The 17,231-nt window shown below is 65.0% G+C and carries 19 protein-coding genes and 1 pseudogene; 12 read left to right on the top strand and 8 right to left on the bottom strand.

What is annotated here, in order from left to right:
* Window positions 1-43 precede the first annotated feature (43 nt).
* Window positions 44-1,261: an MFS transporter gene (locus tag CXQ91_RS20875; RefSeq protein ID WP_104175799.1), complete on the bottom strand. Its 1,218-nt coding sequence runs from the start codon at window positions 1,259-1,261 to the stop codon at window positions 44-46.
* A 147-nt stretch (window positions 1,262-1,408) separates the two neighbouring features.
* Between CXQ91_RS20875 and CXQ91_RS20870 the strand changes: the two genes are divergently transcribed.
* The gene (locus tag CXQ91_RS20870) at window positions 1,409-1,774 is read left to right on the top strand and encodes a hypothetical protein (protein ID WP_258074184.1); all 366 of its coding nucleotides are present in this window, start codon (window positions 1,409-1,411) and stop codon (window positions 1,772-1,774) included.
* 59 nt (window positions 1,775-1,833) lie between these two features.
* The gene (locus tag CXQ91_RS20865; protein ID WP_104175798.1) at window positions 1,834-2,589 is read left to right on the top strand and encodes an SDR family oxidoreductase; all 756 of its coding nucleotides are present in this window, start codon (window positions 1,834-1,836) and stop codon (window positions 2,587-2,589) included.
* 82 nt (window positions 2,590-2,671) lie between these two features.
* On the opposite strand, the gene CXQ91_RS20860 is transcribed toward CXQ91_RS20865, so the two are convergent.
* Complete coding sequence (locus CXQ91_RS20860) at window positions 2,672-3,919, bottom strand: MinD/ParA family protein (RefSeq protein ID WP_374953689.1); 1,248 nt, start codon at window positions 3,917-3,919, stop codon at window positions 2,672-2,674.
* Window positions 3,920-4,201: 282 nt separating this feature from the next.
* On the opposite strand from CXQ91_RS20860, the gene CXQ91_RS20855 reads away from it, so the two are divergent.
* Window positions 4,202-4,939, top strand: a complete 738-nt coding sequence (locus CXQ91_RS20855; RefSeq protein WP_104175796.1) for a GAF and ANTAR domain-containing protein — start codon at window positions 4,202-4,204, stop codon at window positions 4,937-4,939.
* 9 nt (window positions 4,940-4,948) lie between these two features.
* Here CXQ91_RS20855 and CXQ91_RS20850 read toward each other — a convergent pair.
* From CXQ91_RS20850 to CXQ91_RS20840, 3 genes and pseudogenes are all read right to left on the bottom strand, one after another.
* Window positions 4,949-5,170: pseudogene (locus tag CXQ91_RS20850) on the bottom strand (TetR/AcrR family transcriptional regulator); the annotation flags it as partial.
* A 79-nt stretch (window positions 5,171-5,249) separates the two neighbouring features.
* On the bottom strand, window positions 5,250-5,627 hold the full coding sequence (locus CXQ91_RS20845; RefSeq protein WP_104175795.1) for a helix-turn-helix transcriptional regulator: 378 nt from the start codon (window positions 5,625-5,627) through the stop codon (window positions 5,250-5,252).
* The gene (locus CXQ91_RS20840) at window positions 5,587-6,873 is read right to left on the bottom strand and encodes an MFS transporter (protein WP_104175794.1); all 1,287 of its coding nucleotides are present in this window, start codon (window positions 6,871-6,873) and stop codon (window positions 5,587-5,589) included. The genes CXQ91_RS20845 and CXQ91_RS20840 overlap by 41 nt, the downstream gene beginning before the upstream one ends.
* Before the next feature lie 139 nt (window positions 6,874-7,012).
* Between CXQ91_RS20840 and CXQ91_RS20835 the strand changes: the two genes are divergently transcribed.
* The 3 genes from CXQ91_RS20835 to CXQ91_RS20825 all read left to right on the top strand — a co-directional run bounded on the left by CXQ91_RS20835 (window position 7,013) and on the right by CXQ91_RS20825 (window position 9,729).
* Window positions 7,013-7,531: a MarR family winged helix-turn-helix transcriptional regulator gene (locus CXQ91_RS20835; protein WP_146072402.1), complete on the top strand. Its 519-nt coding sequence runs from the start codon at window positions 7,013-7,015 to the stop codon at window positions 7,529-7,531.
* A gap of 198 nt (window positions 7,532-7,729) precedes the next feature.
* Window positions 7,730-8,203 (top strand): hypothetical protein, encoded by a 474-nt coding sequence (locus tag CXQ91_RS20830; RefSeq protein WP_104175792.1) that lies wholly within the window; start codon window positions 7,730-7,732, stop codon window positions 8,201-8,203.
* A 104-nt stretch (window positions 8,204-8,307) separates the two neighbouring features.
* Window positions 8,308-9,729: a hypothetical protein gene (locus CXQ91_RS20825; protein ID WP_104175791.1), complete on the top strand. Its 1,422-nt coding sequence runs from the start codon at window positions 8,308-8,310 to the stop codon at window positions 9,727-9,729.
* 144 nt (window positions 9,730-9,873) lie between these two features.
* Here the strand turns inward: CXQ91_RS20825 and CXQ91_RS24890 are convergent, their stop codons facing one another.
* Complete coding sequence (locus tag CXQ91_RS24890) at window positions 9,874-10,011, bottom strand: hypothetical protein (RefSeq protein WP_181038985.1); 138 nt, start codon at window positions 10,009-10,011, stop codon at window positions 9,874-9,876.
* A 390-nt stretch (window positions 10,012-10,401) separates the two neighbouring features.
* On the opposite strand from CXQ91_RS24890, the gene CXQ91_RS20820 reads away from it, so the two are divergent.
* The 5 genes from CXQ91_RS20820 to CXQ91_RS20800 all read left to right on the top strand — a co-directional run bounded on the left by CXQ91_RS20820 (window position 10,402) and on the right by CXQ91_RS20800 (window position 15,148).
* Window positions 10,402-10,776: a response regulator transcription factor gene (locus tag CXQ91_RS20820; RefSeq protein ID WP_104175790.1), complete on the top strand. Its 375-nt coding sequence runs from the start codon at window positions 10,402-10,404 to the stop codon at window positions 10,774-10,776.
* A gap of 365 nt (window positions 10,777-11,141) precedes the next feature.
* Window positions 11,142-12,464, top strand: a complete 1,323-nt coding sequence (locus CXQ91_RS20815; RefSeq protein WP_104175789.1) for a glycoside hydrolase family 26 protein — start codon at window positions 11,142-11,144, stop codon at window positions 12,462-12,464.
* Between the two features lie 38 nt (window positions 12,465-12,502).
* Window positions 12,503-14,407: a glycosyltransferase family 2 protein gene (locus CXQ91_RS20810; RefSeq protein WP_104175833.1), complete on the top strand. Its 1,905-nt coding sequence runs from the start codon at window positions 12,503-12,505 to the stop codon at window positions 14,405-14,407.
* A complete protein-coding gene (locus CXQ91_RS20805) occupies window positions 14,397-14,729 on the top strand; it encodes an STAS domain-containing protein (protein ID WP_104175788.1) in 333 nt (110 codons plus the stop codon). Before CXQ91_RS20810 ends, CXQ91_RS20805 begins: the two co-directional genes overlap by 11 nt.
* The gene (locus CXQ91_RS20800; RefSeq protein WP_104175787.1) at window positions 14,726-15,148 is read left to right on the top strand and encodes an ATP-binding protein; all 423 of its coding nucleotides are present in this window, start codon (window positions 14,726-14,728) and stop codon (window positions 15,146-15,148) included. The genes CXQ91_RS20805 and CXQ91_RS20800 overlap by 4 nt, the downstream gene beginning before the upstream one ends.
* Window positions 15,149-15,200: 52 nt before the next feature.
* On the opposite strand, the gene CXQ91_RS24885 is transcribed toward CXQ91_RS20800, so the two are convergent.
* Window positions 15,201-15,365, bottom strand: a complete 165-nt coding sequence (locus tag CXQ91_RS24885; RefSeq protein ID WP_181038984.1) for a hypothetical protein — start codon at window positions 15,363-15,365, stop codon at window positions 15,201-15,203.
* A 388-nt stretch (window positions 15,366-15,753) separates the two neighbouring features.
* On the opposite strand from CXQ91_RS24885, the gene CXQ91_RS20795 reads away from it, so the two are divergent.
* The gene (locus CXQ91_RS20795) at window positions 15,754-16,308 is read left to right on the top strand and encodes a hypothetical protein (RefSeq protein ID WP_104175786.1); all 555 of its coding nucleotides are present in this window, start codon (window positions 15,754-15,756) and stop codon (window positions 16,306-16,308) included.
* Window positions 16,309-16,403: 95 nt separating this feature from the next.
* Here the strand turns inward: CXQ91_RS20795 and CXQ91_RS20790 are convergent, their stop codons facing one another.
* Entirely contained in the window at window positions 16,404-16,973 is a 570-nt protein-coding gene (locus CXQ91_RS20790; RefSeq protein WP_104175785.1) for a DUF6919 domain-containing protein, read from the bottom strand.
* Window positions 16,974-17,231 lie beyond the last annotated feature (258 nt).

The following is a 17,231-nucleotide window of genomic DNA, read 5'->3' as shown; positions in this document are numbered from 1 at the left end:
AGCGCGGCCGCCGCCAGCACGGCACGCCGTCCTGCTGCGTCAGCTAGTAGTTCCGCCGGTGTTTGAGCCGCGGAATGGTGATGGCGAAGACGACGGCGGCGGCGAACCCCAGCACGCCGGTGGCCCACACGCCCGCCCCCAGTGAGACTGCTGCGGTGACGCCGGAGAGCAGCACCGGACCGCCGGTGGCACCGGCGTCGGCAATAAAGCGCCAGAGCCCCAGGAACTGGCCGCGGCCGCGGTCCGGGGAGAAGTCGGCACCCAGTGTCATGACTAATCCGGAGCTGATGCCGTTGCCGAAGCCGATCAGCAGGGCAGCGAGCAGTAGTCCCGTGAAGCTGCCTGTGAGCGGGATGAGCACCAGGGCGATGCCCATGATGAGCGTGGAGGGAATGGCTACCCACTGGCGGCCTTTGCGGTCCATGAGTTTGCCAGCCGGATAGAACACCAGCATGTCGATGGCTCCGGAAAGGCCGTAGATCAGGGAGGCCTGTGTGGCGTCCATGCCAAGATGGTCGGCCCACAGCGGGATGACCACCTGCCGGGATGATCGGAGGGCGCTCAGTAGCAGGATGCCAAGGCCCAGGCTCAGGAAGATGCCGGCGTGGGAAACGGCCACGCCGCGGAGGGTGGGCTGCGGGCCGGGGTCGCCGCCGCTTCCGTCACCGGCCACCTGCAGGTCCGGGATGGTGACGGATAGCATCGCGGCCGCCACCATGGCCACCACGCCCACCCAGTACGCGCCTCCGATGCCGAAGAAGTGCATGACCGCAGCCCCCACGAACGGGCCGATGAACACGCCGATCCTGTTCGTTCCGCCCAGGGTGGAGAGCGCACGGGCCCTGAACTCCACAGGGACGGCCTCGGTCAGGTACTTCTGCCGCGCCAGGCCGAACACGCTGGCGGCCATTCCGACGACGGCCATCGCCACAGCCAACAGCCACAGTCCGTCGGTGATCAGGTAGGACACCCCGGCGGCTGCGAGCGCCAGCGCTCCGGCAGCGGCGGCGCCCACGATGGACCAGCGTTCGCCGAACTTCAGGGTGACCAGTGACGCCGGCAGGTTGAAGAACCAGGAGCCCAGGCCGATCAGGGTCACGATGAGGGCCGCGACGGCAACGGACGCACCCAGGTCCCGGGCGGAGAGCGCCACCACCGGAAGAATCGCTCCCTGGCCGATGCTGAAAAGCAGCGTGGGCCCGAATGCCGCCACTGCAATGCTGCGAAGGCTGAAGGGCTGCGGGTCATCTGGGGAAGTCATCAGATTTATCCTATGGCCCGGGTTCCGCCGTCGGCACCGCGGGGAATCCGACGCACATTCGGGGGTCACAAAAGGCCTCGCGAGGACTACCGTTTGCCTTGTGGGGTACTTACACGTGTGCCCTTCACCAAAAGGAGGATTGGTCCCATGGGCGAAGTGTGGATACGCACGGTCAACAACAGCCTGGTCCGCGGCAGCATGGTCACCGAGATCGCTTCCACCCGCGGGTCCCTTCATGAGGACCAGGGCTACGCGCTGAAGGTCATCCTGGACGGCAGGGCCCACGTGCTGATCGACGACGGCGAGCTCCGGGGCTCGCTGACCGAACGGCTCGAGTATGCCCGGCACCTGGAGGACGCCCTGCTGCTTGCCCTGGACGAGGCCGGACGGATGGAGGTGTCCGCGGTGGTGGAGCACGATCCGGAGCGGGACCGGTGGCAGGTTATTGCCGGCGCGGAACTGGGTGGTAGTGTCCAGGCCGGCCTCAATGCTGCGGCAGGATCGCGCGTGTAAGAAAGTAGGCACTCCTTCTCATACCGGGATTGGCTGCCTGCCAGCAAAGGAAGCAAGCTATGAAAATCGCCGTTGCCGGGGGAACCGGAACTGTCGGTCACCACGTGGTCAGCATCGCCAGGGACCGAGGGCATCAGGTGGTGAGCCTGAGCCGTGCATACGGCGTGGACCTGGTCACCGGCCGCGGCCTCGACGAGGCACTCCGGGGTGTGGAGACGGTCATCGACGTTTCCGGCATTCAGACTAGGTCGACCAAGAAGGCCGTGGACTTTTTCACGAACAGCACCCAGAATCTGTTGGCTGCCGAGACGAAGGCCGGAGTGCGCCACCATCTTGCCCTCTCGATTGTGGGCATCGACACGGCGACGTCGGGGCTGTACGCGGGAAAGTTGGTGCAGGAGGATACGGTCCGCCACGGCGGCGTGCCCTGGACCCTCCTGAGGTCCACCCAGTTCCACGAGTTTGTGCCCATGACCGTCGGCATGGCTTCATTGGGCCCGCTGGTGCTTGTGCCGCAGATGCGGACCCAGCCGGTGGCGGCGCGGGAGGTGGCGGAGGCGCTGGTGGATGCCGCAGAGGCAGGGCCGCTTGGCCGCATGGCAGACCTCGGCGGGCCACACGCGGAGGAGCTGGACGACCTCGTCCGCGCCTACCTGCAGAAATTCCGCAAGCGGAAGCAGATCGCGAAAATATTCATCCCCGGTTCCATGGGCAAAGCCATGCGCAGCGGCGACCTCATCCCCAAGCCGGGTGCCGCCGTCGGACGCCAGACGTTCCAGGAGTGGTTGGAGACGGACGCCACTCCCCCAATGTAGGTAGCAGTCAACGTCGTGAAACGCGCCCATAACGACATTAACTGCTACCTAGTTGGGCGGGCGGCCAGGGAAGGGGAAGCGCCTAGACGTACCCGTCCACAATCGCGGCCGCGATCTCCTTGTAGGCACGGCGGGTTTCGGGGCGCAGCACGTCGAGGGTTACCAGGTCGCCGTCGGCCACTCCGCGGTCGTGCGGGACGGCGATCAGCTGCCGGCAGATGCCGGAAAGGTGTTCCTCAATGGCATCCTTGTCCACGCGGGAGGAGACCTCGTCCTTGTCCGTGATCACCACGATGGCGTTGCGGGCCAGCTCCTCGTAGCCGTGGCCGGCGAGCCACTGCAGGGTGCTTCGGGCACGCTTGGCACCGCTCACCGCGTACCCGGCGGCGATCACCAGGTTGTCCGCGGACTGCAGGATGCCGCTCATGGCGTTGTGCGTGACGCCGGTGCCGCAGTCGGTCAGGGCTACGGAATAGTAGCCGGAGATGAGCTTGCGGATGCGGAGGTATTCCTCTGCCGTGAGCGAATCCGACACCTCCGGGTCCTGCTCCCCCGCGATCAGGTGCAGCCGGCCGGCGTGGTGCATGTAGCGGGCCAGCGCCGTGAGGGAATCGACCGATTCGATGTTCTTGAGCAGGTCCGTGATGGTGCGCGGGCTGGCTTGCTGGTAGATGCCCTCGCCCAGGGCGCGCTCCACCAGGTCGCCGGAGTCCGGGTTGGCGTCGATGGCGCACGGGGCGTCGCCGCGGAATTCGGCGAGGGTCAGGCCCACGCCCACGGTGGTGGAGGTCTTGCCGATGCCGCCCTTGAGGCTCAGCACCGCGGTGTTGTAGCTGCCCTGCAGCTGGCGGGAGATCCGCCGGCCCAGTTCGTCCTCTTCACGCTGCCGCGGGCCGGGGCCCAGGTTGATGGCTCCGCCGCTCAGGGCGAAGAGGGCGCCGCGGAAGCCGCCGCGGGGGCGCGGCTTCTGCTGGCGGACAAAGGAACCCGGCGAGGTGATGAAGTCGGACACGGGCGCGTCCGCTGCCGCCAGCTTGGCGGCCTGGCGCGAGGCCACACGCTGCGGGGGAACAGCGGAGGCGGTCTCTTCAGCGGTAGCGTTCGACGGCGGCGTGCTGGGTTCCGCGGGAACGGCCCGGCGGGAGGCGGCCGGCTGCGACGTGGGGCGAGCGGGTGCTGAAGCCGGCACCGGGGACGGCACCTCTGCGGGAGCTTCCTCCGGACCGGACTCTACTTCGGCCTGCGCGTCGGCGACGGCGGCCGCTTCGGCCCAGGAACTCCGCCGGGTGGGAGCAGTGCGGCTGGTGTTGGGAGTTGCAGCGGCGGGCATGGTTCCTGTCCGGGCATCCGGAGATGCACCGGCCGGGCGACGGAGGTCGCGGCGGCGGCGCGTCTGAGACTGCCCTGCATTTTTTGCAGAGGCTCGTGCGTTCTTATCGGCCGATTCGGGCATGTTTGTCCCCCCAGGACGTTCGGCAAAGCGTGCAGCTGCTCTTTAGGGCGTGGGTCAATCAGCAATTCTAGGCGCTTCGGGACGAAAGTCCGCCACACAAGGGGTTGAAGAGACGCGGCGCACAGTTGCTCCGCACGGGAGTGCGCTTTACATTGGGGCATGGCCAACTCCCCCGAGCGCGAACGCGTCCTGGAACTTCAGGACCACATTATTGGCACCGAGAATGTTGCCGAGTTTCTGCAGCGCCTGTCCATCATGGCGGCCGAGGCGCTGAGCCGTGACACGTCGAGCAGGATCGAATGCGGCGTGACCCTGAAACGCCGTCGGCGGACAGCCACCGTGGGCGGAAGCACTCCCAAGGCCGTCCTCCTTGATCAGATCGAGCAACTCATCGGGGACGGCCCCTGCATCGAGGCGCTCCGTATCAAGGCGCCGGTGCTGCTCAGCGATATGGAAACGGATCCCCGCTGGCCTACCTACCGGGACGCCCTGGCCGCTGAGGGGTGCCGGGGCACTCTGGGGGTGCCGCTGGAGCTCGGCGAGGACTCGGCAGCTGCGCTGAACTTCTTCGCGTTTTCCGCCGGGGTGTTCACGGCGGGCGTCATCCAGGAGGCTTCGGAGTTTGCCGATATCGCCGGCGGTGCCGTGCGGCTGGCAGTCCGGCTGGGCACGGCGCAGTCGCTGGCGGAGGATCTGACCGCCGCGATGGAAAGCCGGACGTCCATCGACCTGGCGTGCGGCGTGATCATGGGCCAGAACCGCTGCTCCCAGGCCGAGGCCATGGCCATCCTGACCAAAGTGTCCAGCAACCGTAACCAGAAGCTGCGTGTAGTGGCGGAAGAGATGCTCAGCAACCTCACCGGCGGGGACATCCGCACGCACTTCGACGCCTCCTGATCCCCGCGGCTAATCTCCCGGCTTACCTGCCCGTGGGTTCAGCCGCTCGGCGAGTCCGGACAGAAGGATGCTGAGTCCCTGATCCAGCTCCGCCTCGCCGTCGTAATCCGCCAGAACCGGCGCCAGCTCACGGAGGTGCGGGAAGTCGCGCGCCGGGAGCCGGTGAAGGCCCAGCCGGAGCAGCGCCTCGTTTTCGTCCGGGTCCACAATGAACTCCTGAAGTTCATTCAAAGGTCAGCCTTGGGGGCTGACCCAGGAACCGGCCTTTTGCCTGTCCCGCGACTGCGCCCGCTTCGAAGAGGTAGGCATCCTAGTCGTGCGTCGGTTCGCCGGTGATCCGGTGGTCCGCGTGGTTGATGGTTTCGCGGATGAGCCGCACCAGGTGCCCGTCGTGGAGCGAGTAAATGACGTGGCGGCCGTCTTTGCGTGTGTCCACCAGGCCGCTGAGGCGGAGTTTGGCCAGATGCTGGCTGACCACTGTCCGGGGCACGCGGGCGACGCCGGTGAGTTCCGTGACGGTTTTCGGACCAGTGGAGAGCTGCCAGAGCAGGTGCAGCCGGGTGGGTTCGGCCAGCATCCGCAGTGTTCCGGCGGCGGCCTCGAGTAGCTCCGGGCCCGGGGCCACCGGGTGGACCAGGGATGGCTGGTCAGGGTCCGCTGTGGACGGGCGCTCCGGCTGGCTGCTCATCGCTGCGCTCCTCGCTCTCTGTCTTCGGGGGTACCGCGGCAGGGTGCCGGGGCCAGGACAGGAATGCACCTGCACTGCCTATCATCGCAATAAACGTCAGCGCGGCCGCAGCCCAGCCGAGTCCGGCAGCTGCTCCGACCCACCCGGCCAGCGGATAGGTAAGGAGGTAGCAGGCGTGGGAGAGCGAGAACTGCGCGGTAAAAACATAAGGCCGCGTCTCCTCATTGGACGCGTCGCGCAGCAGCCGGGAGGACGGCGTGAGGATCGTGGAGTTTCCGGCGCCAAGCAGGAACCACAGCCCCAGCAACAGCACCCATCCGGCACCGCCGATGCCAAAGACGGTCAGGGCGGTGGCGCCGGCCAGGGCGACGGGTATCAGAGCGGCGCCGGTGAGCATCACGGCCCGGTCCCCGAACCGGTCCAGTACCCGGGGCGCCGTCAAGGCCACGATCATGGACCCGACGCCAAAGCAGGCGAGCGCCAGGGCAAGATCGGTATTCGGCCGGTGCAGGACGTCGCGAACGTAGATCACCGTGTTGACCAGCACCAAGGCCGTGGGTGCCGCGACAACCATGTTCAGCGCCAGCAGGGACCGCAGCCGCCGGTTCCGCCAGAAAATCCGGGTTCCCAGCGTGGTCCGGTGCCACAGCGACGTCACGGGACCCGCAGCTGCGCTGGCCGTGGGCAGCACCGTGACGGCGACCATGAGGGCCGAGAAAAGGAAGCCGCCTACGGTGCCGATGAACAGGTTGTTGTAACTGACCAGGGTCAGCAGCAGGGCAGCAACCGCCGGGCTGACCATGGCCTCCATGTCGTAAGCCAGCCGGGACAGGGACAGTGCACGGATGTAGTCCCGCTCGTCCTTCAGGATGGTCGGGATCAGCGACTGGAAGGCCGGTGTGAACGTCGCGGACGCGGACTGCAGCAGGAAGATCACAACATAGATCTGCCAGACGTCGGTAATGAACGGTAGACACAGGGCCATCGCCGCGCGGACCAGGTCCGCCCCAATCAGCACCCGCTTCTTCGGCCAGTGCGCCGCCACGGCGTTGATGACCGGGGCCAGCCCGACGTAGGCGATCATCTTGATCGTCAGCGCCGTGCCCAGCACGGCGCCCGCGTTGCTCCCGGCCAGGTCATAGGCCAGCAGCCCCAGGGCGACCGTGAGCAGACCGGTGCCGATCAGTGCCACGATCTGCGCGGCGAACAGCCGGCGGTACGCCGTGTCCCGCAGAACTGCCAGCATCAGCCCACTCCATAAGTGCATAGGTGCATGTCTATGCACACATACTACAGCGCCGGAGAAGAGACTGGCGGCTGACGCATCACACACGCCCGGATTCCCCGGGCGCTTACGATCCAATAGTAATCATGCTTAGTATTAGGTGAGGTTTCACACCAACCACCACCGTGTCCCCAGCCGCGGTACTCCGGAAGGCAGGCACCAGGACATGGCCTCGGCCCATCAGAACAGACCGGCAGGATGGTCAACACACCGCTTATTGTCGACGGCGGCCCGGCTGGACGAGCGCCGGATCAACCGATGCCTGGTTGGCCTGGGCCTCTCCAAGTCGTCTTTCGACGCCCTCGATTGCGTGGAGGAGTTGGGGCCCGCCACCCAGAACTACCTTGCCGATGAGCTCGGAATCACCGCCCAAAGCCTCGGCAAGATCCTGGACCGGCTGAGGGACTTGGGCCTCCTGACCAAGGAGCGCGCCGCGGGCGACGGCAGGATCAGGAGCGTGCGGCTGACGCAGCGCGGGCGGTCGGTTCTGCGGACGGCCGAGGAACTGGTCCGCGGCCTCCCCCGCCCGGAACGCGAGGTCGAGCTGCGCCTGCGGCAGCATCTGGAACAGCACATCGCGCACCTCACGGAGCCCCAACAGGCCCGCGCGGAAGCGTAAGCAGAAGGCCTGAAGCCCCGGAAATCGCGTTACGGGAGTTACACAAATAACCTTGAGTTAATCCTGAGCGTTCCTTGGCTGCTACTTGATCGTTCCTTGGCCACCTTTTGAGCTTGGCCCCACAGACTTTTTCTAACGGAGCCGGACAGGGCCCCGAAGGTCTGCGGATACGCCGCACAAGTTCAAGGGGAACTTCAAATGAGCAGAGTAGCTGGACGCAAAAAGCGCATCATCATCACCACCGCCGCACTGGTGGCCGTCGGCGGCGGCGCGGCCTTCGCCTACTGGACGGCAACAGGCACCGGCAACACCACCGCCACCGCCGGCACCTCGGCAAACTTCACCATCTCCAGCTCGGTGGCCGGCGATCCGCTCTCCCCGGACGGACCCACTCAGATCGTCACATTCACGGTGACGAACCCGGGCACCGGCGTCCAGAAACTCACCAACATCACCGCCGCCGTCGCAGGCACCACCGGCGCCGCCTGGACCTCGGTCCCGGGTTGCTCGGCCGATGACTTTGAGGTTGGGGTACCGGACTTCGACGTGACCGAGATCGCCGCGGGCGGAACCGTCACCGGCACCGTCACCCTGCAGATGGTCGACATCCCCGGCACCAACCAGGACGGCTGCAAGAACGCCACGGTTCCCCTGCACTTCAGCGCAAGCTGAAGGGGTAACGCGCTAATGTTCCTCCTCAGCACCGTCACCTTCATCCCCCAACGGTGAACGTGGCACCCCCAACCACCCCCTGAGCCAACGTCGAGAAGGTGCGAATGTCCGGCAGGCGCAACACCAGCTCCCCCGAAGCCCCCCACGGCTTCCGGCGGGGGCTGGTGTTGTTTCCCCGCACATTTCGCCGCAGCGTAATTGCAGCCCTCGCCATGGTGGTTGTGGCATTGTTCGGCGCTACGGCGGCTTCCGCTTACTGGCCGGCATCAGGGACGGGAAGCACGACGGCGGCAGTCGCCACCCTGGCCCCGCCCACCAATGTGACGGTCCCCGCGACCAGCAACTCCAACGTGTCGGTCGCCTGGACTACATCAACGGGAACGCCCGCACCCACGGGCTACTACGTCACCCGCATCACCGGCGCCACGTCGATGCTGGCTTGCGGCAGCAGCCCTGCCGTGCCCATCACGGGCACCGCGTGCACGGATGCTTCCGCGCCCGAAGGCACGCACCATTACGTGGTTACGGCGGTCCACCGGTCGTGGACCGCAGCCAGCTTGGCCAGCGGGAACGTCACGGTCGACAACATCAACACCATCAACTTCATCGTCCAGCCGGGGGCCAGTGTCGTGGCGGGCTCGCCCCTGCAGTCCGTCACCGTCGAGCTGCGGACCGCATTCGGAATCAAGCTGCTGTCCCCGGGAGTCCAGGTGACCATCGGCATCGGCAACAATCCCGGCGGAGGCACACTCTCCGGCACGCTGACGGCAACCACCAACATCTGGGGCGAGGCCACATTCACGGGCCTGTCCGTCAACAAGGCCGGCACCGGCTACACCCTGCTGGCAACCAGCCCGGGCTACTCCGGCGCAGTGAGCACGCCGTTCACCGTCTCGCCTGCGGCCGCCTCTCAGCTTGTGGTCACAGGCCCCGCTTCGGGCACCGCCTCTGCAACCGCAACCATCGGGCCGTTCACCGTGCAGCGCCAGGACGCCTACGGGAATCCCGTGGCCACCGGCAGCACCACCGTCACCCCCACGTCCACATCCACCGGGACCAACGTCTTTGCCCTAACCGCCGGCGGCGCAACCGTCACTTCGGTGACCATTCCGGCCGGGGCCTCGTCGGCGTCGTTCTTCTACGGCGACACCAAGGCGGGCTTGCCCAGCATCACGCTCACGGCGCCCGGGCTGGTCCAGGCGTCGACGCCGGTCACCGTTTCGGCCTCAACAGCCACGACCATCGAGTTCATCCAGGGACCGGCCAGCACACCCAACGGGCAGACAATGGCGCCAGTTACCGTTCAGGTCCTGGACTTCTTCAGGAATCCGCTGATCACCAGCATCGACCCCGTTACAATCACCAAAGTCGAGCAGGCGGGCAACCTCAAGGGGGGAACACCGCAGAACCTCACGGGCGGCGTTGCGACCTTCAGCGGGCTCACAATCACCGGTAAAAACACATACCACCTGGTCGCACACTACGGCACGCTGACGGTCACCAGCGCGGCCTTCTCCATTACCTGATCAGACGGCCGGAGTCCGTGGACCGTTAGCCCCGGAACAGTGCTGCAACCACGACGGCGGCGGTGAGTACCAGGAGAATGCCGAGCAGCACGTACCCCGGCCATTTGGGGCCGGAGCGGTGCGGGTTGATGTCTATGTACGGCATTACTGGCGGACCTTCACAGGAACGGGCTTCGTCGCGGCGCCGCGCTTCAGGCGGAGCAACAGGTATAAAGCGGTGAACGGAATGACAAGGGTTCCCATCAGGACGCACAGCGCAAAGGCGTAATCACTCAGGGCCACGGAATTACCTCCAGGATGCGTCGTTGCATTCGAGCTGTCCCGTTACGTGAAGACTCTTCAGGCGAACGGCCGGCAACGAACTGTGAGATCCCCCATAGCGGATCGCTCATTACCCTAATGGTCGGACAACAACGTGTCCAATCCGGTAAACCGCTCGACAAATCCTGTCAACCGGATACCGGTTTTGCTCAGGGTCCGCACTCAGCGCCGCAGCGCCATGACCACCACGACGGCGGTCGCGGCGCCCGGCGCCGCCAGCCCCACGTAGGCCAGCAGCAGCTGCGCCTTTTAGCATTTCCTTAGCATCGCTGTTTGAGCGCCGGGTTTGTTAGAGCATTCCATCTTTCGGCGGCGCTAAACTGTGACAATTAGCAAGAATCGGAGGATCCTGTGTCCAGAGGTATCTGCCTCGTCATCGAAGATGACGCGGACATCGCAGATCTTGTTACTTTTATCCTGTCCCAAGCCGGCTTCGAGGTCCATGTGGCCCGTTCCGGAATGGAGGGGCTTGATGCTGCAGCCGCACTGGATCCGGCCCTCATCACTCTGGACCTCGGACTTCCCGACATCGACGGGCTTCACGTCGCACAGGGCCTCAGGGGAATCACGGCGGTCCCGATTCTTATGCTCACTGCCCGAGCCCGGATCAGTGACGAAATGGACGGTCTGTCCGCGGGAGCGTCAGGGTATTTGGTCAAGCCGTTCCGCCCCCGGGAACTGAGAATCCTCGCCGACCGGCTGTGCCCGGCCAAGAGCCCAACCTGACCATCACACTCGCCGGCCAAAGACAAACAATGAATACATTCGCGGCGCCGAGCCAAGGCCGTGCACCTGACGAACAATTGTCCCAATCGCAGGAATTCGCGTGCGTTGCCACAGGAACTGCGCAGGGTTTGCCGAGGACGCACCGTGGCTCTGTTTGTCCGCCGGAGCCTCTGGTACTCATTGTCTGGGAATGTCTTTTCCACGCATCCGGGAGTGCCGGAAACGGGGATACAACGCCCCGGGTGCCTCCAAGGATACGTTGAGTGAAAATTCTTGCGGGCACCTGGCTGCGGCCGCCCCGTGCGGCATAACTGACCCTGAAGCAGGGCGGAAATTTCACGAATTGCTGGGGAGTGTTTGTGGGTATGCGCCGTTATCTTCGATTTGCCGTGACCGGTCTCGTTCTATCGCTGGCGGTGCTGTTTGGCCTCGCCGTCCCCGCCGAGGCCGGGGGCCGGGCAGGGATCACGCTGGACGCTTCCGCCGGCCCCGGCGGATCATCCGTCACTGTGACGGGTGCAGGATTCGCCCGCCAGGCCTCCGGAACCCTGACGGCCGGACCGAGCAGTGTCCCGTTCACCACCAAAGCCAACGGATCCTTCACTGCGGCCTTGACGATCCCCCTCAGCACTGAGGCAACGGTGCTCGTCACCGCCCACACAGGAAAGGCGTCGGCCTCCGCCCCCTACACCGTCACCTACAGCCCCGCCTCGATCAGCGCGGGCCGGGAGAGCGCCTCCGGCGCAATGGCGGCAGCCACAGCCCCGGTCACGATGGCCGCCCGGACAACGACGGCGGCAACAGCCACGCCGCTCATCAGCTCCGATCCGCTCCGGTTCGGCGTGTCGACGCCGGGTGGTCCCTTGGCTGCCACCGAACTGGACGCCGTCGGCACACTGGTCAACGAAAGCCCGTCCATCGTCATGTCGTACAAGGACTTCGGCCAGGCCGCGCCAATCGCTGACCTTAACGCCGTGGATGCACGCGGTGCCACCAGCCTCGTCACATGGGAGCCGTGGCTCTGGACAGGAAACGGCGCCAACCAGCCGGCCTACGCCCTGGACCGCATTACCGCCGGCGACTACGACACCTACATCCAGCAGTGGGGCAACGCGCTGGCATCCTGGGGCAAGCCGGTCATGCTGAGGTTCGCCCACGAAATGAACGGCAATTGGTACCCCTGGGCCGAGTCCGCAAACGGCAACCAGGCCGGGGACTACGCGGCCGCGTGGCGCCACGTGCACGACGTCGTCGCCGCCACCGGTGCGACCAACGTGCAGTGGGTCTGGAGCCCGAACGTTCCGTACTGGGGCTCCACGCCGCTCTCCGGGCTCTATCCCGGCGCCGGCTACGTCGACGTGGTGGCCCTGGACGGCTACAACTGGGGAACCGCGGTGTCGTGGAGCTCCTGGACTTCGCCCTCGGCCCTGTTCGGCGACGGCCTGACCGCACTCCGCAACCTCGCGCCGGGCAAGCCGATCATTATCTCGGAGACTGCGTCCGCCGAAGCCGGAGGCTCCAAGGCGGACTGGAACACCGCCCTGGTGTCCTACCTCGCGGCCCAGTCCGACATCACAGCATTTGTTTGGTTCCACCACAACAAGGAAGTCGACTGGCGAATCAACAGCTCCACATCCTCGGCGAACGCCCTCGCCGCTGCCCTGGCGGCCCGGAACTCCTCTCCTTGAACCATCAACTCGTTGTCAGGATCCTCACCACAGTGACCATGATCCTGGGCGTGAACTACATGGCATGGCGGTGGTTGTTTTCCGTGAACTGGTCTGCTGCCTGGATCAGCGTGCCGCTGGTCATAGTCGAAACGTACAGCCTGATCGATGCCTTCCTGTTCGGAGTCACCATGTGGAAGCTACGCGTCCGCGACACCCCTCCCGCCCCGCCCGAGGACCTCACGGTGGATGCCTTCATCACCACTTACAACGAGCCCATCAGCCTGGTCATGACCACAGCCCTCGCCGCCAGCCGCATCAGCTACCCGCACAAGACCTGGATCCTCGACGACGGCGCCCGGCCCGCCATGAAACGTGCAGCCGAGAACGCCGGCATCGGCTACATCACCCGCTCCCCCGACTGGGAAAACCACCCCCGGCACGCGAAAGCAGGCAACCTCAACAACGCCCTCGCCGCAACACAGGGTGAATTCCTCCTCATCCTGGACGCCGATCAGGTCCCGGAACCGGAAATCGTGCACAGCATGCTGGGCCACTTCAACAACGAAAAGGTCGCCCTGGTCCAGACCCCGCAATGGTTTCACAACGTCACCGACGAAGACATCCTCGGAAGCCAGGCACCCTTGTTCTACGGTCCCATCCAGCAAGGCAAGGACGGCTGGAACGCCGCATTCTTCTGCGGCTCCAACGCAATGATCCGACGTGAGGCCCTCATGCAGATCGGAATCACCGGCTACGTCCAAGGCGTCCGCACCACCGTTCAGCAGACACTCAAGGCCGCCGACAAGGTCATCACCAAGGCACGCGCCGAACACGCCGCCACCGGCCCCCACGTAAACCGGGCATTGAACGACGTCGGCCAGGCCGTCCGCAGCGCACGAAAGGAACTGCACGAAAACAAGCCGGTCGCGAACGTCACCTATGACTTCCAGCGAAAGGTCGATGCCGCATCCAAAAGCATCGTCACGGTCGACGTCGCTGCACTTCTGGCAGACCTGGACGAGATCGCACGACTATCCCGAGACGGCGGGACCGGCGCGTACATCGGCGACGACGTCATCGACCGCCTCGCACGCCGGGACTGGTCACCCATCGGCGCCATAGAATCAGTGCGCGAAATGGTCCAGGCGCTGGACGTGGACCGTTCCGAGGAGGCCCTGCCTGTCATGCCGATGGCCACGAACTCGGTGACCGAGGACATGGCCACCTGTATGCGCCTCCACACCCAGGGCTGGGAGAGTGTTTACCATCATGAGATCCAGGCCAAAGGTCTGGCCCCCGAGGACCTGCGCACCATGCTGACCCAGCGGCTGCGCTGGGCGCAGGGCACCATGCAGGTGTTCCTTCGCGAAAACCCCCTGCTCCAGCGGGGTCTCAGCCTGGGGCAGCGCCTGATGTACTTCTCCACGATGTGGAGCTACCTCTCGGGCTTCGCGGCCGTCGTCTACATCGCGGCCCCCATCATATTCCTGTGCTTCGGAGTGATGCCCGTGGATGCGTTCAGCGTCGACTTCTTCGCCAGGCTTATCCCGTTCCTTGTGATGAACCAGATGCTGTTCTTCGTCGCTGCCCGGGGCCGGAAAACCTGGCGGGGACAGCAGTACAGCCTGGCCCTCTTCCCTGTCTGGATCAAAGCCTGCACGACGGCGGCCGCCAACGTCCTGTTCGGGCGCGACCTCGGCTTCGCCGTCACCCCTAAAACCCGGCAGGACGGAGGCCCCCCATGGTCCCTGATCCGGCCCCAGCTGGTCGCCATCGCAGCCCTGGTTGTGGCGGCAGTAACCGGGCTCGTCCGGATGTTCACGGGCCTGGGCGCCCCCGCCGGAACGCTCGTCAACATCGCCTGGGTCGTATTTGACCTGCTGATCCTCAGCGTGATCATCCGCGCGGCCCTCTACAAAGGATTCACCCCTACGGAAGGAGTTGAAAACAGTGGAATTTGACGTCGAACTATCCGGCCCCGAAGGGGCCGTGATCCGCGTCAGCGGGCGCCTGAACATGGTTTCCGCCCCCAAACTTCGGGACCTGGTGACGCACATTGTCCACGGGGACGGGCGCTCCCACTTGGTCGTTGATCTCGCGGGCACGGATTTCGTGGACTCGTCAGGCCTCGGAGCGCTGATCGCCGGCCTCAAAACCGCCCGCTCGGCCGGCGGGGACCTCCGCATCGCCCGCGCCGGGACACAGGTCACCATGGTGCTGGAGCTGACCGGCCTGGACCGCATCCTGCAGTCCCACGACAGTGTTGAGGAGTGCTTCCAATGAACCAGGGCCGTCTCCAGATCCATGAGCTCCACGCCTGCGCGGACCCCGAGTGTCTGGACAAGGTCCACGATCTTTTGGCCGAAATGTGGAGTACTTCACCGGATGTTACCGAGACAGACCGGGCGATGTTCGAAATCGCGGTCATCGAAATCGCGGCCAACATCGTCCGGCACGGCTCCGATGAGGGCCGCACACTCTGCAACCTCATCCTCGAGGTCTACCCGGAGCGGCTCGGCGCACGCTTCAAGGACGACGGGCTCATTGCCCACGTAAACATCGAGTCGGCCGCCATGCCGGACGTCTTCGCAGAAAGCGGGCGCGGCCTCGCGATAGCAAAGGCCGCCGTGGACGTCCTCACTTACGAACGGCACAACGGCGCCAACTTCTGGTCGCTCAGCCGCACCCGCACTCCGGTATGAGGCACGTCCTTTTCGGACAACGGTCACAGTTAAGCCGTTTGTGACGGTCAGGCTAGTGCTGCCACCCGTTGGCGTCCTTGATGGGCGGCGTGAAGTTGGGCCGGGTTTCCGGCGGCATGTTCTGCTGGTCCAGCCAGGATCGGACGGGGTACGGATCATCTGCAACGATGTTCCTCGCCACGAAGCGGCGGATCGCTTCCTTTATGTCCTTAATCATGCACTTACGCTACGGCTCGGTAACTCTTCTAGACAGAGTGGTCTGTACTCGTCTTTTGGGCACTTCACCACTCGTTTCCCGCGAATTCCAGTACTCGTTTTGCAGTACCAGTGCGGACTCCTGTTAACGGCCATTCCGCCGTGGAAAACACGGGCCGAAATACCCCTGTATTTATCTTTGCGTAGCGTCTAGCGCACTTTTTGGCGGGAGGAGCATACTTATACCGCCGCCCAAATCGATGGATGTTTTCGTGCATCAGGGCGGCTCATTCACCGGCAGTGCCCATCGGGCCGGCCGGCATCCTGACGAGGGTGGGGCAACTTGTTCCCATGCTTCGCATCCCTTACCGAAAGAACAAATCTCGGGTCTCAGAGGGTTGGAAAGAAAAATGATGTCTCGCACCAAAACAGGAATGATGTCCATGGTCGCCGCTGCCGTTCTGGCGGTGGGGCTTGCCCCGGGCGCCGCCGTTGCACACGAGGGCTCGGGCGGAGGTTCAGGGCACAACGGCTCGGACAAGAGTGACGACTGGAAGAAGAATTCCGAGCAGCGCCGGCTGGTGAAGACCCTGCGGAATGTCACTGACGACTACCGGTGGCTGGATAACGCGATTGAGGACGGCTACGAGAAGGCCAGCGAATGCGTCGAGAAGGCAGACGGCAGCGGGGCCATGGGGTTCCACTACCTGAAGAAGGACCTGCTGGACGACAAGACCCAGGCCCGCAAGCCCGAAGTACTCGTGTACATGCCCAACGAACGCGGCCGGTACAAGCTGGTGGCCGTCGAGTTCCTTTCCACGGCAACGGAGCGGCCGGAAATCGCAGGCCTAAAGTTCGAGGACGGTCCGTTCCCCGGCACGTTCGCCCGGCACGCCTGGGTCTGGAAGGACAATCCGGATGGCATGTTCGCGGCGTACAATCCCGACCACAGCTGTCCGAAATAGCGGCCCTGACGCAGTGGTGAAAGGCTACAGGTGAAGGTTGGCAGCGCCCGCGGAACTGCCGGGCGCTGCCAACCTTCACAAACATCTGCGGAGCCTCAGGCCCTGGCGGTGATCAGGGCCTTCTGCAGCAGGGGAACCAGCTTGGAGTTCCGGCCCCAGACGGGATCAAAGACCTGCAGCTCCCAGCACTCGGCCAGCGCTTTGGCGAGTGTTTCGTTGGTCCAGTCCGTGTAGGTTTCATGGGCGTAGGAGGGCCCGCCGGAACTTCCCAGCCACGTGAATTCCCTGGACCCCTCCAGGGCCACGCAGATCTGCCCGTTGCCGGATTCGCCCGGAGGGAACACCAGCACCACCAGGTCGGTTTCCACCAGGACCGCTGAAATGACGGCTGCGGACTGTTCCGTGCAGCGGCCGCTCACAAACGCGCGCTGCATGTTGCCGCCCGCCATGCCCGTTCCGGGCTGCGAATCATCGGTGAGGAAGCCGAGCCGGTTGATCGCGGCCAGGGCCTCGCTCATCGGGCCGTTCTCTCCGGCATATTGCGGCGCCGTATAACCGGGCACATAGCTGAGGGATCCCTCAAGCCACCGTGCCGTCAGTTCACAAGCGCCTTCGAGCGTGGTGCAGTTGCGCCACGCATCCTCGTCAGGGACACCTTCAAACATGGGCTGTCTCCTTACGTTCCCCAGTTGTCACAAGCAGAATGTATCACTGCTCACATACGTTGCGCTCTGTCACTTGCGTAACAAGCATGTGAACTGGCGTAGGGTCCCGACGACGGGACGCACCCAGCCCAGTGGCTAGACGATATGAAGTGAGGGGTGCAGGTTCCGCCCGTCCGGGGCCGGCCATTATCGCCGGGCGGGCCCGCAGCGCCGGCTTGGGTGTAACCCGTGTCGTCTGTGTGGCAGGCGGCGCTGCGG

It is taken from the genome of Arthrobacter sp. Y81, assembly GCF_002929335.1.
In the GTDB taxonomy this organism is placed as follows: domain Bacteria; phylum Actinomycetota; class Actinomycetes; order Actinomycetales; family Micrococcaceae; genus Arthrobacter.
This window is presented reverse-complemented; position numbering and strand designations above follow the sequence as displayed.

Excerpts from the sequence above, each read along its gene's own strand:
- CXQ91_RS20870 (WP_258074184.1), top strand. The coding sequence starts at position 1,409 with ATGGGCGAAGTGTGGATACGCACGGTCAACAACAGCCTGGTCCGCGGC.
- CXQ91_RS20830 (WP_104175792.1), top strand. The coding sequence starts at position 7,730 with ATGAGCAGAGTAGCTGGACGCAAAAAGCGCATCATCATCACCACCGCC.
- CXQ91_RS20875 (WP_104175799.1), bottom strand. The coding sequence starts at position 1,261 with ATGACTTCCCCAGATGACCCGCAGCCCTTCAGCCTTCGCAGCATTGCA.
- CXQ91_RS20825 (WP_104175791.1), top strand. The coding sequence starts at position 8,308 with ATGTCCGGCAGGCGCAACACCAGCTCCCCCGAAGCCCCCCACGGCTTC.
- CXQ91_RS20865 (WP_104175798.1), top strand. The coding sequence starts at position 1,834 with ATGAAAATCGCCGTTGCCGGGGGAACCGGAACTGTCGGTCACCACGTG.
- CXQ91_RS20790 (WP_104175785.1), bottom strand. The coding sequence starts at position 16,973 with ATGTTTGAAGGTGTCCCTGACGAGGATGCGTGGCGCAACTGCACCACG.
- CXQ91_RS20860 (WP_374953689.1), bottom strand. The coding sequence starts at position 3,919 with ATGCCCGCCGCTGCAACTCCCAACACCAGCCGCACTGCTCCCACCCGG.
- CXQ91_RS20840 (WP_104175794.1), bottom strand. The coding sequence starts at position 6,873 with ATGCTGGCAGTTCTGCGGGACACGGCGTACCGCCGGCTGTTCGCCGCG.
- CXQ91_RS20815 (WP_104175789.1), top strand. The coding sequence starts at position 11,142 with ATGCGCCGTTATCTTCGATTTGCCGTGACCGGTCTCGTTCTATCGCTG.
- CXQ91_RS20855 (WP_104175796.1), top strand. The coding sequence starts at position 4,202 with ATGGCCAACTCCCCCGAGCGCGAACGCGTCCTGGAACTTCAGGACCAC.
- CXQ91_RS20800 (WP_104175787.1), top strand. The coding sequence starts at position 14,726 with ATGAACCAGGGCCGTCTCCAGATCCATGAGCTCCACGCCTGCGCGGAC.
- CXQ91_RS20795 (WP_104175786.1), top strand. The coding sequence starts at position 15,754 with ATGATGTCTCGCACCAAAACAGGAATGATGTCCATGGTCGCCGCTGCC.
- CXQ91_RS20845 (WP_104175795.1), bottom strand. The coding sequence starts at position 5,627 with ATGAGCAGCCAGCCGGAGCGCCCGTCCACAGCGGACCCTGACCAGCCA.
- CXQ91_RS24885 (WP_181038984.1), bottom strand. The coding sequence starts at position 15,365 with ATGATTAAGGACATAAAGGAAGCGATCCGCCGCTTCGTGGCGAGGAAC.
- CXQ91_RS20810 (WP_104175833.1), top strand. The coding sequence starts at position 12,503 with ATGATCCTGGGCGTGAACTACATGGCATGGCGGTGGTTGTTTTCCGTG.